The 15905-nt window shown below is 72.0% G+C and carries 15 protein-coding genes and 1 pseudogene; 10 read left to right on the top strand and 6 right to left on the bottom strand.

The window, feature by feature from the left end; translation table 11 throughout:
- The first annotated feature begins 539 nt into the window (after window positions 1-539).
- Both ACH4ZX_RS12235 and ACH4ZX_RS12230 read left to right on the top strand, forming a co-directional pair.
- Window positions 540-1751 (top strand): MFS transporter, encoded by a 1212-nt coding sequence (locus ACH4ZX_RS12235; protein WP_398271346.1) that lies wholly within the window; start codon window positions 540-542, stop codon window positions 1749-1751.
- A gap of 221 nt (window positions 1752-1972) precedes the next feature.
- Window positions 1973-2344 carry a hypothetical protein gene (locus ACH4ZX_RS12230; RefSeq protein ID WP_398271344.1) on the top strand — a complete coding sequence of 124 codons (372 nt, stop codon included), beginning with the start codon at window positions 1973-1975 and terminating at the stop codon, window positions 2342-2344.
- A 90-nt stretch (window positions 2345-2434) separates the two neighbouring features.
- Here ACH4ZX_RS12230 and ACH4ZX_RS12225 read toward each other — a convergent pair whose 3' ends face one another.
- Window positions 2435-3589, bottom strand: a complete 1155-nt coding sequence (locus ACH4ZX_RS12225) for a substrate-binding domain-containing protein (RefSeq protein WP_398271342.1) — start codon at window positions 3587-3589, stop codon at window positions 2435-2437.
- A 538-nt stretch (window positions 3590-4127) separates the two neighbouring features.
- Here ACH4ZX_RS12225 and ACH4ZX_RS12220 point away from each other — a divergent pair.
- The 7 genes from ACH4ZX_RS12220 to ACH4ZX_RS12190 all read left to right on the top strand — a co-directional run bounded on the left by ACH4ZX_RS12220 (window position 4128) and on the right by ACH4ZX_RS12190 (window position 10925).
- A complete protein-coding gene (locus ACH4ZX_RS12220) occupies window positions 4128-6698 on the top strand; it encodes an ATP-binding protein (protein ID WP_398271340.1) in 2571 nt (856 codons plus the stop codon).
- The gene (locus ACH4ZX_RS12215; RefSeq protein ID WP_360747059.1) at window positions 6691-7155 is read left to right on the top strand and encodes a roadblock/LC7 domain-containing protein; all 465 of its coding nucleotides are present in this window, start codon (window positions 6691-6693) and stop codon (window positions 7153-7155) included. The genes ACH4ZX_RS12220 and ACH4ZX_RS12215 overlap by 8 nt, the downstream gene beginning before the upstream one ends.
- A 50-nt stretch (window positions 7156-7205) precedes the next feature.
- A complete protein-coding gene (locus ACH4ZX_RS12210; RefSeq protein ID WP_360746900.1) occupies window positions 7206-7646 on the top strand; it encodes a DUF742 domain-containing protein in 441 nt (146 codons plus the stop codon).
- Complete coding sequence (locus tag ACH4ZX_RS12205; RefSeq protein WP_398271337.1) at window positions 7594-8208, top strand: GTP-binding protein; 615 nt, start codon at window positions 7594-7596, stop codon at window positions 8206-8208. The genes ACH4ZX_RS12210 and ACH4ZX_RS12205 overlap by 53 nt, the downstream gene beginning before the upstream one ends.
- Window positions 8209-8631: 423 nt before the next feature.
- Window positions 8632-9048 (top strand): globin domain-containing protein, encoded by a 417-nt coding sequence (locus ACH4ZX_RS12200; protein WP_398271335.1) that lies wholly within the window; start codon window positions 8632-8634, stop codon window positions 9046-9048.
- A gap of 94 nt (window positions 9049-9142) precedes the next feature.
- Entirely contained in the window at window positions 9143-10252 is a 1110-nt protein-coding gene (locus ACH4ZX_RS12195) for a globin domain-containing protein (protein ID WP_398271333.1), read from the top strand.
- Window positions 10253-10262: 10 nt separating this feature from the next.
- Window positions 10263-10925, top strand: coding sequence for a DivIVA domain-containing protein (locus ACH4ZX_RS12190; protein WP_398271331.1), 663 nt, complete (start codon window positions 10263-10265; stop codon window positions 10923-10925).
- Between the two features lie 43 nt (window positions 10926-10968).
- On the opposite strand, the pseudogene ACH4ZX_RS12185 reads toward ACH4ZX_RS12190, so the two are convergent.
- The 4 genes and pseudogenes from ACH4ZX_RS12185 to ACH4ZX_RS12170 all read right to left on the bottom strand — a co-directional run.
- A pseudogene (locus tag ACH4ZX_RS12185) lies at window positions 10969-11377 on the bottom strand (PIN domain nuclease); the annotation flags it as partial.
- A complete protein-coding gene (locus ACH4ZX_RS12180) occupies window positions 11374-11631 on the bottom strand; it encodes a type II toxin-antitoxin system VapB family antitoxin (RefSeq protein ID WP_398271329.1) in 258 nt (85 codons plus the stop codon). The pseudogene ACH4ZX_RS12185 and the gene ACH4ZX_RS12180, both read right to left, overlap by 4 nt.
- A 141-nt stretch (window positions 11632-11772) precedes the next feature.
- The gene (locus tag ACH4ZX_RS12175; RefSeq protein WP_398271327.1) at window positions 11773-12204 is read right to left on the bottom strand and encodes an ester cyclase; all 432 of its coding nucleotides are present in this window, start codon (window positions 12202-12204) and stop codon (window positions 11773-11775) included.
- Window positions 12205-12298: 94 nt separating this feature from the next.
- The gene (locus ACH4ZX_RS12170; RefSeq protein WP_398271325.1) at window positions 12299-13843 is read right to left on the bottom strand and encodes an MFS transporter; all 1545 of its coding nucleotides are present in this window, start codon (window positions 13841-13843) and stop codon (window positions 12299-12301) included.
- Between the two features lie 305 nt (window positions 13844-14148).
- Between ACH4ZX_RS12170 and ACH4ZX_RS12165 the strand changes: the two genes are divergently transcribed.
- On the top strand, window positions 14149-14418 hold the full coding sequence (locus ACH4ZX_RS12165) for a hypothetical protein (RefSeq protein WP_360746918.1): 270 nt from the start codon (window positions 14149-14151) through the stop codon (window positions 14416-14418).
- Window positions 14419-14692: 274 nt separating this feature from the next.
- On the opposite strand, the gene ACH4ZX_RS12160 is transcribed toward ACH4ZX_RS12165, so the two are convergent.
- Window positions 14693-15730, bottom strand: coding sequence for a rod shape-determining protein (locus ACH4ZX_RS12160; protein WP_398271323.1), 1038 nt, complete (start codon window positions 15728-15730; stop codon window positions 14693-14695).
- Window positions 15731-15905 lie beyond the last annotated feature (175 nt).

The raw sequence follows: 15905 nt of genomic DNA, 5'->3' as shown, positions 1-15905 counted from the left end.
GAGCCCTTCCGGTAGCTGATCGGCAAGTGCGGGCCTACTTCAGCAGTTCGCGCCTTTGCCTCCGTCAGGTAGATCGTTCGGTGCCGTTCTGAGCTGCAGAGTTGGATTTGCGAACGGAGCGTGGCGCCGCAGACTTACCGAAAGGGAAGCCGAGTGGTCCCTTCCTGGCTGACACCCTCGGCGGCCCGGGGCAGTCTGGTGGGCCTCGCAGGTCGTCGACGAGTTCGCCGGCACCCCTCTCGGTTCCCGGCCGGCAGGCACCGGCTGTCGCCCGGGGGCCGGCTGCCGACGCGTGGGCAGCGCCGCCGTGCGGTCGGTCGGACGCCTCCGGGGCGCGCGGCTCGCCACCACTGCCGCGCTCGGGCGGCCCGCGGTCCTCGAGGCGGGTCACGAGCCGCGTCACGAGCCTCGTGCCGGCGCCGACTGGATCAAGGGCAGGGCGCTGATGCAATTGCCCACCCTTGCACTTAATAGGCTTCTGCAATTATTGTCTGCGGAGGTAAAAGGCATCCGCAATCGTCCGGGAAGGTGTACCCCTCATGCCTCTCGCGCTCCTGGCACTCGCGATCGGGGCCTTCGGCATCGGAACCACCGAGTTCGTGATCACGGGCCTGCTGCCCGAGGTCGCGGGCAGCTTCGGGGTCTCCATCCCCACCGCGGGCCTCCTGGTGACCGGTTACGCGCTCGGCGTCATGCTCGGCGCTCCCCTGATGACAGCGCTCGGCACCAAAATCTCCCGCAAGCGCATGCTGATGCTGCTCATGGGCCTGTTCATCGCCGGGAACCTGCTGTCCGCGGTCGCGCCCACTTTCGCCGTGATGCTGATCGGCCGCGTAGTCGCCTCACTCACCCACGGCGCCTTCTTCGGCATCGGCTCGGTCGTCGCCGCCGAGCTGGTCGCCCCGGACCGGAAGGCCGGTGCCATCGCGATGATGTTCAGCGGCCTCACGGTCGCCAACGTGGTCGGCGTGCCCCTGGGAACTCTCGTCGGGCAGCACGCCGGCTGGCGGGCCACCTTCGCCATAGTCGCCGGGCTCGGAGTGATCGGGCTCCTCGGTGTGGCCGTGCTGGTCCCCGAGATGCCCAGGCCGGAGGGCGTGCACCTGCGCCATGAGCTCGCCGCGTTCAAGAACGCCCAGGTGCTGCTTGCCATGGCGATGACCGTCCTCGGCTTCGGCGGCGTCTTCGCGGCCATCACCTACATCGCGCCGATGATGACCCACGTCGCCGGTTTCGCCGACGGCTCGGTGACCTGGCTGCTGGTCCTCTTCGGGCTCGGCATGGTCGGCGGCAACCTCGTCGGCGGCCGCTTCGCCGACCGCGCCCTGATGCCCATGCTGTACGTCTCCCTCGGCGGCCTGGCCGTCGTGCTCGCGCTCTTCACGCTCACCGCACACCACAAGGCTCTTGCCGCTGTCACGATCGCCCTGATCGGAGCCCTTGGCTTCGCCACCGTGCCGCCGCTCCAGAAGCGCGTCCTCGACCAGGCGAGCGGCGCCCCGACGCTGGCCTCGGCCGTGAACATCGGCGCGTTCAACTTCGGCAACGCCCTCTCCGCCTGGCTCGGCGGTCTCGTCATCGCGGCCGGCCTCGGCTACACCGCCCCCAACTGGGTCGGCGCCCTCATGGCCCTGGCCGCCCTGCTCCTCGCCCTCGTGTCGGCGGTTCTCGAACGCCACCAGAGCGCCCCCGGCGCTGTCGTCGCGAGCGGCGGCACTCCGGCCGAGCGGCAGGCCGCCGTCCGTCACTGACCGTCCAGGACGCCGAAGGGCCTGCCGCTGCCGGCTCCGATGTCGCCAGGACAAGGCGTGCGGCAAGTGGACGATCGACCAGCCGTCCTGTGCGGGGGCGATCCAGTTCGTACGGGACCTGCGGCTGAAGTACCACGTGGGCGGTTCCCGCCTCGGTCACCGGGCTCGCCGAGTACGAGCCGAGTACGAGCGGCACCGGGTCCGCGCGGCCGCCGACTCAAGTGGCCGGCGCGTTCTCGCCGCAGGCCCCGCCCGGCCTGCGCACCGCGCACATCCGCACCATGCTCGGCACCCCGGACCATGTCGTCGCCCAGGCCTACGCGGGCATGTACACCGACCCCGGCGCCGTGGGCATCCGCCCGCACAGCGAGGCATGTCTGCGGCGCCGGCCGCAGCCGGTGCTGACCGTCTGCACGTCCGCGCGGGCCGCCGAGTGGGAACGCGGAGCGCTGCGGGTGCCCGGCTCACGCATCGAACACTGGGCACAGACCGGCCACTACCTGCACGAGGAGCGGACCGGGCGCACGATCCGCCTCATCCGTGACCGGGCGGCCGGGGAGACGGTCCGGTCCGCGACTCCGCGCGGAGGGTGATCCGGGGCGCGGGCGCCGCACGCCGGTGAGGCCGGCGGTGCGGGTGCCGTAGTGGAAGCACGAGGTTCTGCCGTCGGCTCCGGTGGGTGGTCACTTGTCCCAGATCTCGCGGTAGGCGTTGCGGTAGCCCTCGGAGTCCCAGGACAGCGTGCCGCCGCTGTTGGCCGCGACGGTGATGTGCACGGGGGCGACGTATCCGCTGGACGGCTTGCCCGCGAAGGCGCGGTTGAACTCGTCGACGATCTGCCAGCCCTGCTCGGACAGCGGCTCGGGCACGGTGGCCGCCTGGTACGCCTTGCCGTTGATGCGCTCGAAGGCCGACGGATCGCCGTCGCCCGCCCCGATGTTGAAGGGGGCCCCGGCACCGTCCTTGCCGGCCGCGCGCAGGGCGGACTCCGCGTAACCGAAGTACAGGTCGTTGATGGCGGCGGAGTGGGTCCACCGGGCGCCGAAGCGGGTGGCCAGGGAGGAGACCCGCTTGACGGTGCGGGTGTTGGCCTGGGGGATCGGGATGTTCTCGTAGCTGAGCAGCTTCACGTCGGAGCAGGTGGCGAGCTCCTTCTTGATCAGGTCGGACTTGCGCTTGGCGAACGGGATGGAGGCGTCGGTGAACAGCACGACGCCGGCCCGGCCGTTGGACTGCGCGATGATCCAGTCGGCGCTGAGCCGCGCCACGTCCTCGACCCTCGTGGTGATGTTGGTGAACAGCTTCGGGTTCTCGCTGGGGCCGGGCGCGGCGACGGCGTGCCAGCCGATCAGCGGGATGCCGGCGGCGTTCGCCCGCTCGACCTGCTTGGCGGTGGAGCTGGGATCGAAGCCGCCGATGACTATGCCGTCGGGCTTCAGGGCGAGTGCCTGGTCGAAGGCGTCCTTGAGGCCGGCGGGCGTGCCCTGGCCGTTGATGGTGTGCACGCGCCAGCCGATGACGTCGGCCGCTTCCTGGACGCCCTGGGCGACGCCCTCGACGCCGGGATTGGTCAGCGTCTGCGCGATGTAGACGATGCTCCGGCCGGGGACGGCCCGGGGGCCGCTGGTCGGCCCGGACCAGGGGGCGTTGACGTCCTCGGCCGCCTTGACGTCGCGCTTGACCCGGGCGAGGGCGCCGGGGCAGCCGGGTCTGGACGAGCCACCGGAGGGCGCGTTGACGGATTCGGCGGTCGTCGAACCGCTCTCGCAGCCGGCGACGAGGGTGACGGTGGCCAGGAGGGCTGTCGCGGTCACGGCCGCCTTGCGGGTGGGGTGCACGAGGTCTCCAACACAGGCGAGGAAAGCAGGCAGGGCTGGGCGGGGGAGGGGGAGTTCGGGGGCGGGCGACGGCTTCGGCGTACGGTCGCCGTCGCGAGGACCCGCTTCGCCTCGGGAGGCTGCGGGGACCACGGGACTACGGCGGGCGTCGATTCCCGAGCGGTGGCCCGGGGCCGGCGGGGGTGGCAGCAAGCGTGCTGCCGAGGATCATGCTCAACCGGTCGGTTCCCGTCAATTCCCCCGTCGGCACAGTACATCGGCCGGCGGCACATGGGGCGACGAGGGCCATCGGAGATGAAGCATCACGATCCGTGCAGCACCCGTGAAGCTTCTGTAATCATCTTTTGATCACTGGAAAGCTGTGATGTCGCTGTAAGTACGGCTATGCTCACGCAGCCGGTTTTGGACACCTGGCGTGATCTCTTCACTCCTCTCAGCGGCGAACGCCGCGAATGTGTCACGTCCGCTGCCGGCCATCGGCGGTCCGGCGGTGACGACGGCGCTGCCACCGCTCGGCAACACATCGAAGGAGGCATGGGTGTCCGCGAACAGAGGCAACCCGCCGCTCGCCCCCGAGCCACCGGGGGCGGCCGACCGGAGTCCGCGGTCGCGCCGGACGGCGGCGAGCGTCCTCGACCGGTGGCCCTTCCGCCGCAAGCTCAACGTCCTGGTGATCGCGCCCATCGTGGCCGTCGGCGTGCTCCTCGGCATCGGCGCCTACGGCCAGGCCCGGCAGGCCCGGGACGCGGACCGGATAGCGGAACTGGTGCGCGACAGCGGACAGGTCGCCAAGCTCATCAACGACGTACAGGCCGAACACCAGCAGGCGCTCCTGCTCTCCGTGCAGTACGCGGCGTCCCGCCCCGAAGCGCCGCTGCCGTCGACCGCCGACTACCACCAGGCGCAGCGGGACACCGACCGGCAGGCCGCCGCGGTGCGTTCGGCGTTCGCCCCGGACCTGCCGCACGAGGAGGCGCAGGCACTCGACTACATCCGCGGCCTCGGCGTCCTGCGCGCCAAGCTCGAACGGGGCTATGTCTCCGTCGCCGACATCGACCCCGCGTACGCGTCCGCGGTCGACTACCTGATCGACGGCATCGGCCTGGACCGTTACTCCGGCACGTCGTCGTCCTCCGTCACGGCGCGCCTCGACGCGGTGCTGCGCGCCGACGCCGCCCACGCGGCCTTCGAGAGCGCGGTGTTCTCCGCGCAGACCCGTGACGCCAACCCCCTCACCGAGTACAGCCGCGCGGTCGACGCCCGCGCCCTCTACGACCATCAGGCGCAACGGTTCCAGCGGATCGCCGCACCCGACGAGGTGCTGCGGATGGAAGGCATCGAACGCAGCTCCGAGCAGAACGGCATCACCGCCCAGTACGCCCAGTTGCAGATCGACCCCGGCGCCCTGCAGGGCAAGTCGCCGGCCGAGCTGCGCAAGGCGATGACCGACGGGGACCGGCAGTCCGAGACCCGCCTCGGGATCACCTGGTCGCTGATCGAGCAGACCGCCGTACAGGCCGACGCCGCCTCTTCGAAGGCGCTGCGGGGCGCGCTGTACCTGGTGGCTCTGGCCCTTCTCGGCTTCGTCGCCTGGCTGGCCTTCTGCGTCATGGTCCGGCGCTCGGTGGTACGTCCCCTGGTGGCCCTGACCGACGCCGCCCAGCAGGTGGTCGACGTGGCGGGCGAAGAACTCGCCCGGGTCGCGGACGACGACTCCGGCGACATCACCCCCCTGCGGCCGCGGCCGATCCCCGTCCCGGTGCGCGACGAGATCGGCGGGCTGGCCGAGGTGTTCAACCAAGTCCAGGTCACCGCCGTGCAGCTGCTGGAGCGTCAGATGCTCAGCCGCCGCAACGTGGCCGAGATGTTCGGCAACGTCGGCCGCCGGGTCAGCAACCTGACCACGCGTCAGCTCTTCCTCATCGACGAGATGGAGAAGGAGGAGACCGACCTCGAGCTTCTCGAACGGCTGTACCGCATCGACCACATCGCCGTACGCCTCCAGCGCAACGCCGACAGCCTGATGCTGCTCGCCGGGATCCGGGAGCGCGGCGTCGACTCCCGTCCGGTCCCCCTGTCCGACGTCATCCGGGCGTCGCTCGCCCAGATCGAGGGCTACTCGCGGGTGTCCCTGCGGTGCGAGACGGAGGTCGCCGTCGCGCCCGACGTCATCGGCGACCTGAAGCTGATGTTCGCCGAACTGCTGGAGAACGCGGTCTCGTTCTCCCCCTCCGACACGTCCGTCGAGGTGGTGGTCCGCCCCGGCGCCGACGTCATCGAGGAGGGCGGGGCGCTGGTCGAGATCATCGACCACGGTCTCGGCATGAACGCGGAGCGCCTCGCCGAGGAGAACGCCCGGCTGATCCGCCGGGAGCGGCTCGACCTCGTACCGACCAAGGTGCTCGGTCTCTTCGTGGTCGGCAGCCTCGCCCGGCGCTGGGGTGTGCGGGTCTCCCTGAGCCGTACGCCGGGCGGCGGCGTCACCGGCACGGTGTGGATCCCCGCCGCGCTCCTGCCGGCCGCGGACCCCGCGGGCCTCCCGCAGCCCGTGGCCACGGGCGCGGTCGCCAACGTGACGCCGCTTCCGGTGCGGCCCGGGAAGGAGACCGCCGCGCCGGCACCGTCGCCGGTACCGGCCTCCGCCTCCGGCGTCCCCGCGCAGAGGCAGGCGCAGGCACCGCACGGCGAACTCCCGCGACGGGTCCCGGCCGCCACCGGCTCGGGACCGGCCGTCGCGGAACGGACCGCCGCGCAGACCGCCGCGCAGACCGCCGCGCAGACCGTCGCTCAGTCCGGTGCTCAGGCCGGTGCTCAGGCCGGCGCGGCGCGGACCACCGGCTCGGACGAACCGCCGTCCGCCCGGACCTCCCGGCCGCTGCACCGGCGGGTGCGGGGAGCCACGCTCGCCCGGACCGCCGCACCGGCCGACCGCGTGCCGACGGGCGTGCGGCAGCCCGCGGACGCCGAGGCCGTCCGCTCGGAACTCGACGAGTTCGAGGCCGCCGTACGCCGGGCGGAACGGGACAGCGCCAACGTTCCGGCCGAGTCGCCGGCATCTCAGTACCAGGAAACACAGAAGGAGTCGGGCAGTGGCCACGTCGATGGATGACAGCACCTCCGAGCAGCCGGAACCGACCGACCTGCGAGCCGCCGCAGCCGATTTCACCTGGCTGCTCCAGCGGTTCGCCGCCGACACCGCCGGCGTGGTCGACGCCATCGCGGTGTCGTCCGACGGCCTGCTGATCGCCGTCTCCCGGCTGCGCGACCAGGCCGACTCCGAACGGCTGGCCGCGATCGTGGCCGGACTGACGAGTCTCGCCGCGGGCGCCTCCGGCAACTACGGTCTCGGCGCCCTCGACAAGGTCATCGTCGACCTGGAGCACGGCCACGTCCTGGTGTCGGCCATCGGCGCCGGAGCCGTGCTCGGCGTGGTGACCTCCGGGGACGCGAAGCTGGGCAACATCGCCTACGAGATGACCCTCTTCGCCAACCGGGCCGGGGCCGCGCTCACCCCCCAGCTGGTGCTGGAGCTGAAGAACAGCGTCGGCGCGGCGTCGGCCCGCTGACCGTGCCTGAGGCCAGGGCACGGGTACTGGCACATCGTGAAGGGACCGTGATGGCCGTCGTTGGACCACCGCACGAGGCAGCAGGGGAAGCCGAGGGCTCGCCGGAGCCGCCACGTCGCGCACCCGCGATCCGGCCGTTCCTGCTGACCACCGGCCGGGTGTCGGCAGACGGCAACGCGCTGCCGATGCCCGTGGAGACCCAGGTCGTGTCGACCTCGGCCGGGCTCCTGGCCCTTCACTCGCTCACTTTCGAACGCCACAACATCGTCGCGGCCTGCCGGCGGCCTCAGTCGGTGGCGGAACTGGCCGCCGAGCTGCGACTGCACCTCAACGTGGTGCGCGTGCTGGCCGAGGACCTGCGTACCGCCGGGCATCTGGCGGTCCACCGGCCGAATGCCGCCATCGCCCAGGATCTCTCCGTACTGCGAAGGGTTATCGATGGTCTCCGTGCCGTCCCCGACTCACGGGACACACTCCGTGACACCAGCTGAACATCCTCCGACGCCGGTCAAGGTGGTCATCGCCGGCGGCTTCGGCGTCGGCAAGACCACGACCGTGGCCTCGATATCAGAGATACGCCCGCTGACCACGGAGGCCGCGATCACCGAGGTCGCGGCGGGGGTGGACGACCTGACCCACACGCCGGGCAAGATCACCACCACCGTCGCCATGGACTTCGGCTGCGTCACCATCGACCCGACGCTGAAGCTGTACCTGTTCGGCACCCCGGGCCAGGACCGGTTCGGCTTCATGTGGGACGACCTGGTGGAGGGCGCCCTCGGCAGCCTGGTGATCGTGGACACCCGCCGGCTGGACGACTGCTACGCGGCGGTGGACTACTTCGAGCACCGGGACATCCCCTTCGCGGTCGGCGTCAACGCCTTCGACGGGGAGGTCGAGCACGACCTCGCGGAGGTGCGGTGGGCGCTGGACATCGCCGATCACGTACCGCTGGTCGTGTTCGACGCGAGGAAGACGGGCTCGGTCCGCGACGCGCTGCTCGCCGTGCTGGACGTCGCCGTGCGCCGCGCGGAAGCCGCCGCGGCGTCCTGACGGCACAGGGCCGGCCGGCACGGGCCGGCGCACCGGGCGCCCGCGGCCGACCGTCTCGGGCGGCTGCTTCGGGCGGCTGCTTCGGGCGGCGGCGCACCCGCGTCGTGGCCGGGCCGCCGGTGGCGCGGCCGGTCCCCGCAGCCGGCCCATGCCGATGAACGGCTACGGGCCGCCGGGCGGCAGCCGGCCCGGTCGGCGGTGACGGCCGGGACGGGAGTTTAGAGGAGGCGGACCCAACTCGGCGTATGGCGAAGGTCACAGGGCTCTGTTTTTCCCAACTCCCATACGCACCAATGCACTTGAAACGGTACTGCTCGCGCCCGAAGCCACCGGCCCGAGCCGTTCCCCCGGCGCGTCACCGCTCCGTGAGTAAATCGAACTCAGCTTGTTCGATCAGTGTGCGTCTGGCTACAGTCGGCCCGCATGACCACCCCGGACCCCTCACTCATCCGCAGTAGCTTTGCGGCAGTCCAGCCCCACGGGCCGCAGCTCACCGCGTACTTCTATGACCACCTCTTCACCCACAACCCGGACGTGCGCCCGCTGTTCGCCGCCCACCTCGACGAGCAGCGCGACCGTCTGTGGGCCGCGCTGGGCGCCCTGGTCGCCAACCTCGAGAACACCGAGACGCTGGTCGGCATGCTCCAGAACCTGGGGCGCCGGCACGCCGGCTACGGCGCGCTGGCGGAGCACTACCCCGCCGTGGGCAGCAGCCTGATCGCCGCCCTGCGTCACTACGCGGGCGACGCGTGGACGCCGGCCGTCGAGGAATCCTGGACGGCGGTCTACGGAGTGATCAGCGACACGATGGTCGCGGCCGGCGAGGCCGCCGCGCGCTGACCCCGGCGGCGACAGCCGCATCCTGACGAGCCGTCGGGCCGGCTCGCCATCGTTTTCGGAGGTCACACCTGATACCAGCCACCGGAGTGCGGACATGAGCGATTCCCAGGCACTGAGAGACTCCTTCGCCCTGGTGGGCAAGTCGGGAGACGAGGTACCGCGGTACTTCTACTCGTACTTGTTCCTCATCGCGCCGGAGGTCCGGCCGATGTTCCCCGTCGCGATGGGGGCGCAGCGCGACCGGCTCGTGGCCGCCCTGGGCCGGATCGTCGCCGAGGCGGACGACCCGGACCGGCTCCTGCCGTACTTGCGGCAACTCGGCCGTGACCACCGCAAGTTCCAGGTGGTGGCACAGCACTACGAGGCGGTGGGACAGGCGCTGCTGGCCACGCTCGCCTACTTCCTGGGCGAGGCGTGGACCCCGGAGCTGCAGCACGGCTGGACCGAGGCGTACACCCTGGTGGCCCGCACCATGGTGGAAGCCGCGGAGGACGACGCCAGGGCGAATCCGCCGTGGTGGAACGGCGAGGTGGTGCAGATCGAGCCGCGCGGCTTCGACCTCGCGGTCATCACGCTGCGCCTGGACCGTCCGATGGCGTACCGGGCCGGCCAGTCCGTCATGGTGGAGACCCCGACGCTGCCGAGCACCTGGCGGTCGTTCACCCCGGCCAACGCCACACGCGCCGACGGGATCATCGAGTTCCACGTGCGTGCCGTCGACGGAGGCCTGGTCAGCCCGGCCCTGGTCTACGGACTGCGCCGGGGGGACGTGCTGCGCCTGGGCGCCCCGGTCGGCGGCCGGCTCACCCTGCAGGCGTCCGGCGGCCGGGATCTGGTGCTGATCGCCGGGGGCACCGGCCTGGCCCCGATGCGCGCCCTGGTGGAGGAGATCGCCTGGCACGGGCCCGCGCGGGGGGTGGACCTGTTCGTCGGAGCACGGGACGCGCGGGGCCTGTACGACCAGCAGGCGCTGCGGCAGCTGTCCGAGGCCAACCCGTGGCTCCGGGTGACGCCGCTGGTCGGGGCGGACGCCGGCACCATCGACAACCGCAGCCTCGCCGGCCCGGTCCTGCGCGCCGCCCACTGGCACGGGCGCTCCTTCTACGTCTGCGGCTCGCCGTCCATGGTCTCCGCGACGGTACGCGATCTGGCGGGCGCGGGCGTCTCCCACGACTTGCTGCACTTCGAAGAAGACGCTCGGTGATCGGAGATACGTGAACAGGACACGAGGACACCATCCGGGGGACCGCCGGGTGAGCCCCGAGGCACTAAGGTCGATGACCTTCCCCCGCGCTCCCCTCACCCGCCGCGGCTACAGCGAGGAAGCGGTGCACGACGCCCTGCGCCGTTGCGCGGCCACCCTGATCGAGCTGACGCAGGAGAACGACCGCCTGCGCACGGACATGCAGCGCCACCGGGACTGGATCCGCGCGAACAACATCGGCGACGGCACCGGCCCGACCGGGGTGCCGACCGTGGACGCGGTGCTGCAGCAGGCACGCGCCCAGCAGGCCGCCGAGCAGACCGTCACGGTCGCCCGCGAGCAGGCGCGGAACATGGTGCGGGCCGCGCGGGCGCAGGCGGAGGCGATCCTGCAGCAGACCTGGGAGAAGACCACCCAGGCTGCGGCCGCGGACGGCCCGGAGGAGACCGAACGGCTCATCTCCTACCTGCGCCAGATCGCCGAGTCCCTGTCGGTCACCGCGGACGAGTACGCCGCCAAGCGCACCCAGATCGTCCCGGCGGCCGCCGCCGCGGCTCCCCGCCCGATCGCCGACCACCGCACCGCCGTACCGCCGGACCACGCGCCGGGCGCGGAGCGGGAACAGCCTCTCGGCATCGCGAACGCCGTCGGCCCGCCCGGCCGCGACCACTGAACACCCGGCACGGCCCGGCGCAGGCCCCCTCCCCGAGCTGGTGCCTGAGGTCGATCTGGCGCGTGGGCTGCCCTGTGGTGCGCGCGATGGTCTCGAAGTCCCGGTCGCAGTGCAGAAGGATGAGCCCGGCCTCCTCGGCGGTGGCTGCCACGAGGAGGTCGACGGGGCCGGCGCTGCGATGTTCACCCTTGGCCGTGAGCTGCTCCTGAACGACGCGGGAGCGGCGATAGACGCCGTCCGGCACCGGACACCAGGCACAGGTGGCATCCAGTGCCGCCTTCAGCCGCGTACGGTCGTTGATCGACCGGGCGGAGCAGAGGACTTCCAGCTCGGTGATGTCGCAGATGGCGCGAGGCCGCGGCACCGATCCTGTCGTTCCACTCGGCCGTGTTCTGACCCAGCAGGACCCGGGCGAGGGCGGAGGTGTCGATGAGGTAGTCGGCGACGGTCACTCATTCGCTTCCGTGTGACGTCCGTCGTCCGCCGGGCCCGTGGGCCGGTACCTGCTCTTGTCCAGCAGGAGATCGATGTCCAGAGCGCCCTCCGCCGCCAGCGCACGGCCTTCGTCCAGGGCGCGCAGTCGTCGGTACCGGGTCGTGACCTCACGCAGGGCGGTGTTCACAGTGTCGCGCTTGGTGGTCGTGCCCAGTTCCTTGGCGGCTGCTTCCAGTGCCTCGTCGTCGAGGTCGATGACGGTCCGACTCATGACACCCCCTCCTTGAGGTACAAGAGGGAGTGCATCAAGATACAAGATCAATTGTATCCGGCTGGCGGACCGGGCCACGAGGCCAGTGCCCCGTGGCCCGGGGTGGGGTGGGTCGTGACCTCTCGTGGGGGCTTGTTCGGGTCAGCGCTGGAACTGCTTGGTCAGGCCCAGCTGGCTCATGATGGCGCCGGTGTCCAGATAGGCGCGGCCTTCCTTGATCTTGCCGTCCTTGACCTCGTAGATGTCGCACCCGTGCACCGTGACGTGACGGCCGGTGGCGGGCAGGGTGCCGGCGTGCAGGACCAGGTCTCCGGTCTGGGTCCCGCTGCTCGTGTACTCGACCACCACCGTGTCCTCCTTGGCCGTGAGGTGGTCGACGGTGAACTTGCCGTCCGGCATCGCGTCGAACATGGCCTTCGCGAGCCGGGTGAAGCCTTCCGGGCCCCGCAGTGTCCTTCCGCTGCCCTCGTCGACGAGGGTGCAGTCCGGAGCCACGGACCCGGCGATGCGGTCGTAGTCCCGGTCGTTCCACGCCCGGAAGAGATCGCGGACGAAGGTTTCGTTGTCAGCCATGCGAACCTCCATGGGGAACGTCCCTTTCCTCCATGCTGACCCGCCGCGTCCGACCGTGCATTCCCTGCGGGCCGCGGCACGGCCGGGCGTCCGCTCATCTCCCTTGCGCGGCAACGCCGTCGGACCAGGGGCGGACGAGCAGATGGGCGGCCACGGCCAGGGCGAGCGGCAGGACGCTCACCACCAGCATGGTCAGCCGCAGGCCCTCGGTGAAGTCCAGCCCGAGAGCCAGTCCGGACTGCCGGAGCAGGTTCGGGTCGTATCCGGCGGTGCCGGGACTGTGCGCCAGCGCACTGCGTGCCGCGTCCACGGCCTGCTCGGCCTCCTCCACCGACACCCCGCGCGCCTCGGCGTCGTTGAGCCACCGCTGCTGGAAGAAGACGTCGAGCAGCAGGAGGTAGACGGCGGGTCCGAGCGCGTAGCCGGTCATTCCGAACGCCGGCTGCACGGAGGCCACGGTGCCGGACTTGCCGGGCGGTGCGTGGGACAGGATGGTCTCGGCCACCGCGGCGGAGGCCACCAGCGATCCGAGGTTGGTGAGCCAGGTGGCCAGCACCAGCACCCACAGCGCCATCGTGGGCGCGGCGGTCGCCGCCATCAGCAGTGTGCTCGCGGCCAGCACCAGCAGGCCGGTGACGAGGACCGGCCGGGGGGTGTACTTCCCGATCAGGCGCCCCGCCAGCACGACGGCGCCCGCGATCGCCGCCGTGCCGGGCAGGTACAGCAGGCCGATCGTGCGCGGGGACAGCGACAGGATCACGCTGCCGAACTGCCCCAGCGCGAAGCTGAACCCGGCGGCGAGGAAGTTCAGCGCCAGCGCGGCCAGCGCGGCCACGGTGAACGGGCCGCTGCGGAACAGCGACAGGTCCAGGACCGGTTCCGGAGTCCGGCGCTCCCGGAGCACGAACAGTACGAGGGCGGCCGCGCTGACCGACAGCGGCAGCCAGGCCCGGAGCTGGGAGAACCCGTTCTCCGCCCCGGCGATGCCGTAGACGAGGGTGAGCAGGGCGATGCCGGCCAGGCCGACGCCGACGACGTCGAGCCGGTGCCGCCGCAGGACGGGCGGCTCGGCGACGTACCGGGCCGTCAGCCCGAGGGAGATCAGTGACAGCAGCGGGCCGAGCAGGAACAGCCACCGCCAGCCGACGGCCTCCACCACCCAGCCCCCGGCCGCGGGGGTCACCCCGCACAGCGCCATCTCGATGGCCATGAAGACGCCGATGGCCGTCGGCCGCTTCTCCGCCGGCACCGACGCCTTGAGCAGGGCCAGCGACACGCCCAGCATCGCGGCCAGCGCCAGACCGTCGAGGAAGCGCATCACCAGCAGGAACTCGTAGCCGGGGGAGACCGCGGAGAGCAGGTTGACCACCATGACGCCGGCCAGCCCCAGCATCAGCAGCCGCTTGAGCCCGAACGCGTCCCCGAGACTGCCCACGGCGAGCACGGCGGCGGCCACGACCAGCGTCGACGCGCCCCCCAGGAATCCGACGGCGTCGGGCGGCACGTGGAGCGCCCGGCTGATCTGCGGCATGTTCAGGCTGAGGACCAGCGGGTCGACGGCCGTGATCGTGAAAGCGAGGGAGAGTCCCGTGATGACCGGGAGGAGCGTGACGGTGGAGGGCGGCTTTGCAGTCGACACAGCAGCACCTCCCGCACGTCGGCCGGCGCCGGCCGCCGACCGCACGCCGACCGTCCGACCGTAACCCGGTCGTGCTTCCGGCCCGCCCCTCACCGGCCGACGCACGTGACCCGACACCTGTTCGGACCATGTGGGGCGCCGGCGCCGGGCCGTGCACAGGGAGTCGGGGCTCGGGGCAGGCGTCGGTTCGGGCGGGGCGAGCGCGGCGGGCCGCCCGGCTCCGGGGCACTGCGCCTTCGGTGGCGGGCCGTCCGGCCGGAGGGGACGCTGTACGCAGGGGGCAGCGCGTGATTGAGAGGCATCCCATGGCTCAGACCGCCGGCACGCACCACAAGGCGCACACGCCGTTCTTCTCCCGCCCCGTCGTCCGCCGCGTCACACCGTTCGTGCTGACCACCGTGATCGCGATGATCTTCATCTTCGAGAACCGCGCGAGCACCGAGATCCGCCTTCTCGTCCCGGTGGTGACCATGCCGCTGTGGGGCGCCCTCCTGATCGCCTGGGGCCTCGGCGTCCTCGCCTGCACCTTCACCGTGCGCCGGCGCTCCCACCGGCATGCGAGGGGACCTGCGTGAACCTGGGCGTGGGCGCGCCGTGGGCGTTCAGGACAGGCAGTGGGCGGCCGCCGTGTGCGCGCCTGCCCGGCGACCGGCGCGCTACACCCGGCCGGGAGCGTGGTGCACGGCGGCGGTTCGGGCGCGCTGCGGGTGTGGGCCGTGGACGGGTACGTGCGTGCTGTGTGCGAGGGCGAGGTGCGGGACGAGCCGCTGGTCCGCCCGCTGACCCGCGGCTGCCCGGCCGGGAGGACGACCGGGGGACGGCCTCGCGTCCGGGGGAGGAGGAGAGGTCTCAGTCGGACATCGGGTCGAGCACCAGCGGTTCGATCTTGCCCTCCAGCATGTAGCCCAGCCCCTGCACGGCGCACACGTCCGGCCGCTCGGCGATGTGCACCGGGATCCCGGTGAACTGCCGCAGCATGTGGTCCAGCCCCGGCAGCAACGCGCTCCCTCCGACCATCATGATCCCGCGGTCGGCCAGGTCGGCGACCAGGTCGGGCGGGCAGTCGCGGAGCACCTTGCCGATGCCGTCGAGCACGGCCGTCAGCGGGGTCTGGATGGCGTCGCGGACGGCGGCGGTGTCGACCCGCACGGAGCGGGCCAGGCCGGTGGCGACGTCCCGCCCGTGGATCTCGGTGGAGGTCGGGCCGTGCGGGGTGAGCCCGTTGCCGGACAGGGCCAGTTGCAGCGGCCGTACGGACTGGCTGGGCAGCATCAGTTCGTGCTGGTGGCGCAGGTGCTGCACGATCGCGTGGTCGACGGCCTCGCCGCCGACGGGGATGCGCTCGGCCGTCACGATGGAGCCGAGGGAGAGCACGGCCACCTGGGTGGCCGCCGCCCCGCACACCATGACCATGGTGGCCTCCGGCTGCTCCACGGGCAGCCCGCAGCCCACGGCGGCGGCGATGAGGGTGTCGACGAGTTCCACGCGCCGGGCGCCGAGCCCGACGAGCGTCTCGATCGCCGCGCGCTGGGCGAGCGGGTCGGCGTCGTACGGGGTGCAGGCCGCCGCCCGCAGCCGTGGTTTGCGGCGCAGTGCGCGGCGGATCTTGTCGCCCAGCAGGTGCCGCAGCATGCGCTGCGCCATCTCGATGTCGACGACGGTGCCGCCGGAGACGGGGCGCACGACACGGATGTAGTGCGGGGTGCGGCCGGTCATCTTCTCGGCGAACTCGCCGACCGCGATCAGCGCGCCGGTGCGGGTGTTCACGGCGGCGACGGACGGCTGGTCGACGACGAGGCCGGCGCCCTTGACGTAGACGCGGGTCCGGGCCGCCCCCAGATCGACGGCGAAGTGGCAGCGGCGCAACCGCTCCAGACTGGCGGTCATGGCAGGGTCCTCCCGAGAGCGCAGGCCGTGTCCCGCCGGGTGGCGGGGCTCCTCCCTGGCATCGTGCGGCGGGCGGGGGAGCGGGCGCCTTTTGTAGGGGGCCGGGCGGGTCGCCGCTGAATGGGGGGTTGTCGCGGCGCGGGTGCTTGCGGGGCGGGTGTCTTTGGCGGGAACA

It is taken from the genome of Streptomyces sp. NPDC020490, assembly GCF_044335305.1.
Taxonomy (GTDB): Bacteria; Actinomycetota; Actinomycetes; order Streptomycetales; family Streptomycetaceae; genus Streptomyces.
The sequence above is the reverse complement of the archived record's forward strand: the minus strand, read 5'-3'. Positions and strand labels throughout refer to the sequence as shown.